The 7,572-nt window shown below is 68.9% G+C and carries 7 protein-coding genes; 4 read left to right on the top strand and 3 right to left on the bottom strand.

What is annotated here, in order from left to right; all coding sequences use genetic code 11:
• Nucleotides 1-315 (top strand): hypothetical protein (locus RN729_RS08325; RefSeq protein WP_310783600.1); only part of this gene is annotated, 315 nt, incomplete at its 5' end.
• 40 nt (nucleotides 316-355) lie between these two features.
• Here RN729_RS08325 and RN729_RS08320 read toward each other — a convergent pair.
• Complete coding sequence (locus RN729_RS08320; RefSeq protein WP_310783598.1) at nucleotides 356-1,852, bottom strand: CHAD domain-containing protein; 1,497 nt, start codon at nucleotides 1,850-1,852, stop codon at nucleotides 356-358.
• A 22-nt stretch (nucleotides 1,853-1,874) separates the two neighbouring features.
• Nucleotides 1,875-2,996 (bottom strand): aminotransferase class I/II-fold pyridoxal phosphate-dependent enzyme, encoded by a 1,122-nt coding sequence (locus RN729_RS08315; protein ID WP_310783596.1) that lies wholly within the window; start codon nucleotides 2,994-2,996, stop codon nucleotides 1,875-1,877.
• A gap of 65 nt (nucleotides 2,997-3,061) precedes the next feature.
• On the opposite strand from RN729_RS08315, the gene RN729_RS08310 reads away from it, so the two are divergent.
• On the top strand, nucleotides 3,062-3,217 hold the full coding sequence (locus RN729_RS08310; RefSeq protein ID WP_310783594.1) for a hypothetical protein: 156 nt from the start codon (nucleotides 3,062-3,064) through the stop codon (nucleotides 3,215-3,217).
• A gap of 128 nt (nucleotides 3,218-3,345) precedes the next feature.
• On the top strand, nucleotides 3,346-4,875 hold the full coding sequence (locus tag RN729_RS08305; RefSeq protein ID WP_310783592.1) for an inorganic phosphate transporter: 1,530 nt from the start codon (nucleotides 3,346-3,348) through the stop codon (nucleotides 4,873-4,875).
• A gap of 54 nt (nucleotides 4,876-4,929) precedes the next feature.
• Here RN729_RS08305 and RN729_RS08300 read toward each other — a convergent pair whose 3' ends face one another.
• A complete protein-coding gene (locus tag RN729_RS08300) occupies nucleotides 4,930-5,337 on the bottom strand; it encodes a DoxX family membrane protein (protein ID WP_310783590.1) in 408 nt (135 codons plus the stop codon).
• Nucleotides 5,338-5,543: 206 nt separating this feature from the next.
• Here RN729_RS08300 and RN729_RS08295 point away from each other — a divergent pair, with 206 nt between their 5' ends.
• Nucleotides 5,544-7,436 (top strand): thioredoxin family protein, encoded by a 1,893-nt coding sequence (locus RN729_RS08295; protein WP_310783588.1) that lies wholly within the window; start codon nucleotides 5,544-5,546, stop codon nucleotides 7,434-7,436.
• Nucleotides 7,437-7,572 lie beyond the last annotated feature (136 nt).

Here is a 7,572-nt window from a genome sequence, read left to right as displayed (position 1 = left end):
GCGGCCCGCCACCTCGGACTCGAGGATTCGAGGGGTACGCTGGAGCCGGGAAAGCTGGGGGATTTTCTCATTCTCGAGAGCGATCCGCGGCTGGACATTTCGCTCACGCAGACGGTTTCCCGCGTGGGCAAGGGCGGGGTCCTGTACGATCCGCCCACGCTCTTCGACGCCCTGCTCGACAACCCCGGAAACCGCGTTTCGGACAATCCGGTGCGGCTCCTGATCGGCGGGGCGGCGCTCCTGCTCACGCTGCTGCTCTTCGCGCGCGGCGTGCGGAGTCACCGCCGTTCGCTCGGACCCCGCGTCGTCCCCTGACCGGTACCGAAACTGTCGGGAAGCCCGCTGGGCGGGCGCGCTACCAGAACGGTTCCGTCGCGGCGAAGGTCCGCCAGGACTCGACGAGGCCGGGCTCCGCGTCGCACGCCCACCGCTCGTACCAGTCGACGACCCGCGACGCTGCCACGGCCGTACGCCGATCGGCCGCGGCCAACTCCTGCGAGATCCGCCGGGCGACGGACGCGTCGTTCAGGCGGCCGAGGGCGTCCTGCAGCGCTGACAGACGTCGGAGGTAGGTGTCCACCGCCGGCCCCGGAAACAGGGTCCGCGAGTAGTCGCAAGCGTAGCGGAGCTTCTTGAGCGAGATCCTGACCCGGTGGCGCTCCGGTTCGCTCAGGTGGTCGAAACCGCTCGCCACCTTCATCAGGCTCCGGTACCTGCCGTTCAGTCTGCGTCTCGCAGTCTTCGGGAGGGACTCGCCCGCGTCCTGCACGACGAGTCCGCCGCCGTGCGCCACCTGCAGCAGGTCCAGGATGAATCGGTTGAACCGCCGGCTCAGGATCAACCTCCGGGCCGATTCGTGGGCCGCGTCGCGCCGTTCCCGTGCGGCGTCGCGAAGCCGCGGCAGCGAGGACGCGCCCGGGTTTGCGTCGATCACGGGAGGTAACGTCTCGAGCAGAAAGACGTCGAGGTCGCGCGCCGGACCCAGCCGCCTGAGCGCGTGCCGGGCGTCGCGGTTCAGGGCGGCGGCGCGGGACCCGAGATGGGGCTTGAGGAAGAGGAGCGCGGAACGCAGCCGCCGCAGGGAGACCCGCAGTTGGTGGATGCCTTCGGCGTCCGCGCCCTCCAGAACCGGAGCGAGATTCCCCGTCGCCTGGATGGACGCCGCGCGGACGACCTTTGCGAGCGCCCCATCGATCGAATCCGCCGGATAGAGCTTCACCCGGGTCGCCCGGACGGCGGGCGACGACGTGCCGAGAAGCAGATCCGTGCCCTGCGCGGCCTTGGAGCGCGTTCCGATCCTGAGGCGACGCTTCTCCAGGAGCGCGCGCGCCCCCGTAAGCACGTCCTCCACCGGCCCGCTCAGCAGTTCCAACTCCAGTTCGGCTATCCGCCCCTCGCGTTCGCCCGCCGAGATCCGCCCCGTGTCCAGCGACGCCTCCACCCGGGCGTCGCCCGTCCGGACCTCCTTCTTCGTGCGCTCGATGTCCGTCAGGAAGGTGGGGCGCAGCGCGCCGGCATCCGCGATCCCGAGGTCGTTGACGGGAGCGTCGGGAGGGAGTCGAAGGGCCCGCGGCGTCTGATCCTCGCGGGTCGCGAGCGGAAGGCGCGACGTCCACTCGCCGCGGGTCAGCCCGTCCCCCTCATCCCTCTTCAGCGTGAGTTCCCGGAAGCCGCTTCCGCTCCGGATTCTGACGGCGAAACCGCGACGCCGGAGATGGCCCTCCGGCGTGTCGTAGTAGACCGTCAGCAGTCGTTCGCGCGTCGGGCGGGGTCCGCCCAGGTCGTCGAACGCCGCGGACAGCTCGGCCGCGCTTCCCGTCAGCTTGACTTCGATCTCGACCGTCGCCAGCACCCTGGAACCCCTTGTCGTTTCCCTATGCCACCGCGGCGCAGGCCTCCTCGAGAAGGGCCGCCACCCGGTCGAGCCCCTCGTCGAGTTCCGCGGCCGGGTTTCCGAAGCCGATCCGCAGGTAGTGGTCCATCCCGAAGTGGTCTCCGGGGACGACAAGGACACCCTTCTCGGCCCGCAGCCGTTCCGCCAGCTCCGTCGAGTTGATATCGAGGCCGTAGCGCACGTAGCAGATCGCGCCGGCATCCGGGGCCCGGTACGAGAACAGGTCCCCGCGGTCGTCGAGCCACCGGGTGACGCGGGAGACGTTGGTGCGGATGATCCCGCGAGTCCTTTCGAGCACGCGGGGGCGCACATCGGCGCTCAGCACGCGGCGCGCCGCGACGTCCGAGAGCGTGGCCGGCGTGATCGTCGTGTAGTCCTTCCGGCCCCAGAACTCTTCGTGCATATGCGCCGGCGCGGTGATCCAGCCGAGCCGGAGCCCCGGCAGCGCGTACGCCTTCGAGAGCGAGCCCGTCACGATCACCCGGTCGTAGCGGCCCCAGAAGCTCGGCGTCTCCGGGCCCTCGACTTCCGCACCGATATAGACTTCGTCCGCCAGAATCCAGGCCCCGACCGCCTCGGCGGCGCCGACGATTTCGTCCATCGCCGCGCCGGTGAGGACGGCTCCCGTCGGGTTGTTCGGATTCGTGACGATGACGAGACGCGTCCCGGGCGTGATGACTTCCGCGGCGCTTCCCGGCGCAGGCTGCCAGCCACGCGCTTCATCGAGCTTCCACGAGACGACGTCCGCGCCCAGTCCTCGCGCCAGTCCGGGCGTCTGGCCGTAGGTCGGTTCCAGAGCCACGACCCGGTCCCCGGCTGACACCAGGCTCCAGAGCACGACATAGTTGGCTTCGGCCCCGCCGGTCGTGACGATGATGTTCTCGGGAACGGCGCCCTCGTACAGGTCCGCAAGCACGGCTTTGAGCGGATCCGACCCGTCGCTCTGTCCGTACTCCAGGCGGACGCCGCCCGGGTCCAGGTCGATGAGTTCCAGCAGTTCCGACAGCGTCAGCGGGTGCACGCCGCTCTCGGAAAGGTTGTAGTCCACGCGGTGCTCGAACGTCGACTGCCACCGCTCCATCAGGAATGGGGGAACCCGCATTTCAGCTCCTGGGGTCTGATTAGGTTGTGCCCACGTTCGGATTGTGATTTTCGGAGGATACCAACATGACGCGAAGACAGGAACAGTATACGGCCGAGTTCTTTGCCGAGCGCTCCGACGGGGCCGACATCCAGGCGGCGCGACGGCTCCTGAGGCGGGACGGCGGGGAGGCGCCGGAGGCCGCAGATCGACTGGGCGAAGGTGAGGCTGGAGGCCGTTGAGGTAACAGTCTCGTCACGACGCTTGCCCCGTGGCGAAATCGGTTTAGGGTTGGCGCTGCAAGCACCGCGCAGCACCTCGCGGTGACACCGGGTCCGGACGTCCGCAGCCCCAGCCAGGCGTTGATCCATTGTTCGAAACGATTGCTCTGCTTCTGATTCTCGGACTCGCCACCTTCGACCTCTGGGTCGGGGTCGCGAACGACGCGGTGAACTTCCTGAACTCGGCGTTCGGGTCCCGGGTGGCGCGGCGGCGCCTCATCATGATCATCGCCACGATCGGGATCCTCCTCGGCGCGTTCACATCGAGCGGCCTCATGGAAGTGGCGCGGCGCGGCGTGTTCGACCCCAGCTTCTTCACCAACGTGGACGGGACGATCATCCTGACCTCGATCCTCGCGCTCTATCTCGGGGTCATGGCAGCGGATGTCCTTCTCCTGGACCTGTTCAACACCTTCGGGCTGCCGACGAGCACGACGGTGTCGATCGTGTCGGAACTCGTGGGCGCCTCGATTGCGGTCGCTCTCTGGACCACGCCGGGCGGATTCCGCGAGGCGCTGGCAGTCATCAACACCGGGCCGGTGCTCGGCATCTACACCGCGATCTTCCTCTCCGTGATCACCGCCTTCGTGAGCGCGGCCGGCATCATGTGGCTGGTCCGGATCCTGTACGGATTCGACCTTAAGGAGAGCTTTCCGCGCTGGGGCTGGCTCTGGACCGGCGTCTCGTTCTCGGCGATGGCCTATTTCGTGCTGTTCAAGGGTCTGCAGGGCGCCGCGCTTCTCGGTGAGGAGACAATGACGATGCTGCGCGAGCAGATCGCCCTGATCCTCGTCGGCGTGTTCGTCCTGTCGAGCGCGTTTGCGCTCGGGTTGCGGCAGCGGCCCAGGACGGTGGTCGGCGTCATCGTCCTCACCGGCACGGGCGCGCTGTCCATGGCATTCGCCGGTAACGACCTCGTCAACTTCATCGGACCGTCGGTCGCGGCTTTCCAGGCGGTGCTCGTGGAAGGGGTCGACCTCTCCGGCCGGGTGCCTACGCCGCCGTGGGCGCTGCTGGCGGCAGGCATCATCATGGCCGTGGCGCTCACCCGGTCCCGGAAGGCGCGTCGCGTGACGGACACGGAGATCCGGCTCGCCGCGCAGAGCCATACGCGACAGCGCTTCCGTGACAGCAAGCTGGGCACGTCGATTGCGACTTGGGGATACTCCGGCTTCCTCCTCGCGAAGCGCCTCACGCCGCGCAGGATCCGGGAGCACATCGAGACGCAGACCGCGCCGCCCCCGCCGGACCCGCAGGATCCTCCGTACGACCTGCTGCGCGCCAGCGTGAATCTGACCGTCGCGGCGCTGCTCATCTCCATCGGCACTGCCAACCGGCTGCCCCTGTCGACGACGTACATCACGTTCATGGCCGCGATGGGCGCCTCTTTCGGGGACCGAACCTGGACGCTCACGGACGGCGGGCAGCGCGTGACGGGCATCATGGTCGTGCTCGGCGGCTGGCTCCTCACGGGCCTCATCGCCGCAGCGGTCGCTTTCGTGATGGCCTCGCTGATCGTCCTCACGGGGGCGGCCGGCCTGCCGATCGTCGCGGTGCTGGTCGCCGTCGGCATGTGGCGGCTCGGCAGGGTCCACCGGCCCGAGCCGGAGCACGGCTGATTCCCGACCCGCCCGGCGCGTCGCCTCGAAACGCGCCGGGACGGGTCGAGCAGGTCAGCCCATACGGGCGTCGACCGTCAGCTCGTCCTGATCCATCGTGCCCCACAGGACCATCGCGCCGGCGAGAACGATGATCGAGGGATAGAAGAGGACCTGCGATCCCTCGAGGAACCAGCCCCACGGATCGAGGATCGACCGCCACACGGCGAGCGCCGTGATGAGGAGGACGACGAACGCCGCCGGGTACGCCCACTTCCTCAACAGGCCCGCCACCACGAACAGACCGAGGATGACCTCCAGACCGCCGAACACGTTCTGGACGACCGCCTGCGAGCCGATCCCGAGATAGAAGCTCTCGGCCACGCGCTGGCCGTGCTCCACGTTGACGAACTTGTCGAGCCCCCACATCACCAGCAGCCACCCCGTGCTCACTCTCAGCAGCAGCAGACCCCAGCGTTTCATGTCGGCCTCCGGTTTCGGTGTCGCGGGACGTTCCTCGTTCCTTCAAGTGTGGTTCGCCGTAAACGGGGGCGTCAATCGGGGGGGCATCGCGGACGTCCATCGCGGACGTCCATCGCCACGGGGGTGGCGGGTGTTTTGACGCGGGGGCCGGGCGGCTAATTTCCCGGCCGGTGGGTCGGAAGCTCAAGTTCGGGGGATCGGGACGAATGACGGTCGGTTCGAGAGGCAGGACAGCGACAGGGCTTTTACTACGGACTGCCGGAGACGGACACGGCGAAGGGCGGCGCTCGTGGCCGGCGCGCGCGGCGCTGATCGCCGCCTTCGCCGGATCACTCCTCCCGGACCCGGGCGCGGCGCAGCTTCCCCGGCAGGGGGCGTTCGATCTCGAGAAGGGAGACATCGCCGTCGCCCTCGACCGCACCGCCTACCTCGCCGGCGAGGCCGCCGACCTCGCGGTGCGCCTCACCATCGAGGACGGCTGGCACACGAACAGCTACGAGCCGACCTACGACTACCTGATCGCGACGGAGATCGAGATCGAGGCGCCGCCGGACTGGCCGGCGCCGGAGACGCCTCGCTATCCCGCGGGCGAGATGAAGCGCTTCGAGTTCGCGCCCACCGCCATCTCCGTGTACGAGGGCGAGATCTTCATCCGGGCCGTGCTGCCGACGCCGGCGGGAGCGGCGACCGGCACGTACCCCATCCGGACGAACGTCACCTACCAGGCATGCGACGACAAAATGTGCCTCGCGCCGGTGACGACGCCGGCCACGGTGGGACTGACGATCGACGCCGGAGGCGAAGTCGCGAACCCGGAGTTCTTCGCGGCGGCGGAAGCCGGGACGGGCGGCGGCGCCTCGCAGATCGGGGGCGCGGGACGAGGCTTCCTCTGGTTCGTGCTCCTGGGCTTCCTGGGCGGGCTGATCCTGAACGCGATGCCGTGCGTGCTGCCCGTGCTGTCGCTCAAGGTGTTCGGGCTGATGAAGAGCGCGGAGGGGGGCAGGCGCGCGCTCACGACGGGGAGCCTCGCCACGGCGGCGGGGATCGTCCTCTCCTTCCTGCTGCTGGCGGGGGCGGCGATCGGGGCGCGCGCGGCGGGCGTCGCGGTGGGCTGGGGGATCCAGTTCCAGGAGCCGGTGTTCGTTGGGGCGCTCGCGGTCGTGATCCTGCTCTTCACGCTCAACATGTGGGGACTGTTCGAGATCCATCTCCCGGGGACGCTGGCGAAGGTGGGCTCGGCGGGTCCGTCCGAGGGGCTCGCGGGTCACCTGGTGACCGGCTTCTTCGCCACGCTGATGGCGACGCCCTGCTCCGCCCCCTTCCTGGGGACGGCGCTCGGCTTCGCGCTCACGCAGGACTCGGTCACCACGGCCGCGATGTTCGGGGCGATCGGCACCGGGATGGCATCTCCGTACCTGCTCCTGGCGGCGTTCCCGGCGGCGGGGCGGGTGCTGCCGCGGCCGGGGGCGTGGATGGCAACCTTCCGCGTGGTGATGGGGTTCCTGCTCGCGGCGACGCTCGTGTGGCTCCTCTTCGTCATGTCGGGGCTGGTGTCGGCGCCGCGCGTGGCCTTCTTCGAGATCGGGCTGCTGGCCGTGGCCCTCGCGATCTGGCTCGCGAGCCGGTCGCAGCGGGGGCGGGCGGCGCGCCGCCTCGCCGGGTTTGCCGCGGCGGCGCTGATTGTTGTGGCCGTCTCCACGGTGGCCGCGGGGCGATCCGAAGCGGGTCCGTCGATGATCGGCGTCGCGCCGGAGGACCGGCTGATCGCCTGGCAGCCTTTCGACCGCGAGCGGGCCGAGCAACTCGCGGCGGAGGGCACCTACGTGTTCGTCGACGTGACGGCGGACTGGTGCTTCACCTGCAAGATCAACGAGACGCTCTTCCTGGAGACGGAGGAAGTGGCCGGGGCGTTCGAGCGATACGACGTCATCGCCATGCGGGCCGACTGGACGCGGCGCGACGATTCGATCAGCCGCTACCTGGCCGACTTCGGCCGCTACGGCATCCCCTTCTACGTGCTCTACCGTCCGGACCAGACGCCGCACGTCTTCTCGGAACTGATCTCGAAGTCCGCGATCCTGGACCTGCTCGGAGACTAGCAGTCCGTGGCAAAACCCTGCGTCAGCGCCGAGAGCGGCGAGGCGCTCGCCTGACAAGGAGCGACGAGGGAGAATAGCAGAGCTATTCTGCGGATATTTCGCAACTTGCATATACTGCAATGGTTTAGGGTCTTTG

Source organism: Candidatus Palauibacter polyketidifaciens (assembly GCF_947581785.1).
Lineage (GTDB): Bacteria > Gemmatimonadota > Gemmatimonadetes > Palauibacterales > Palauibacteraceae > Palauibacter > Palauibacter polyketidifaciens.
Note: the sequence above shows the minus strand (reverse complement) of the source record. Positions and strands in the feature narration are given on the sequence as shown.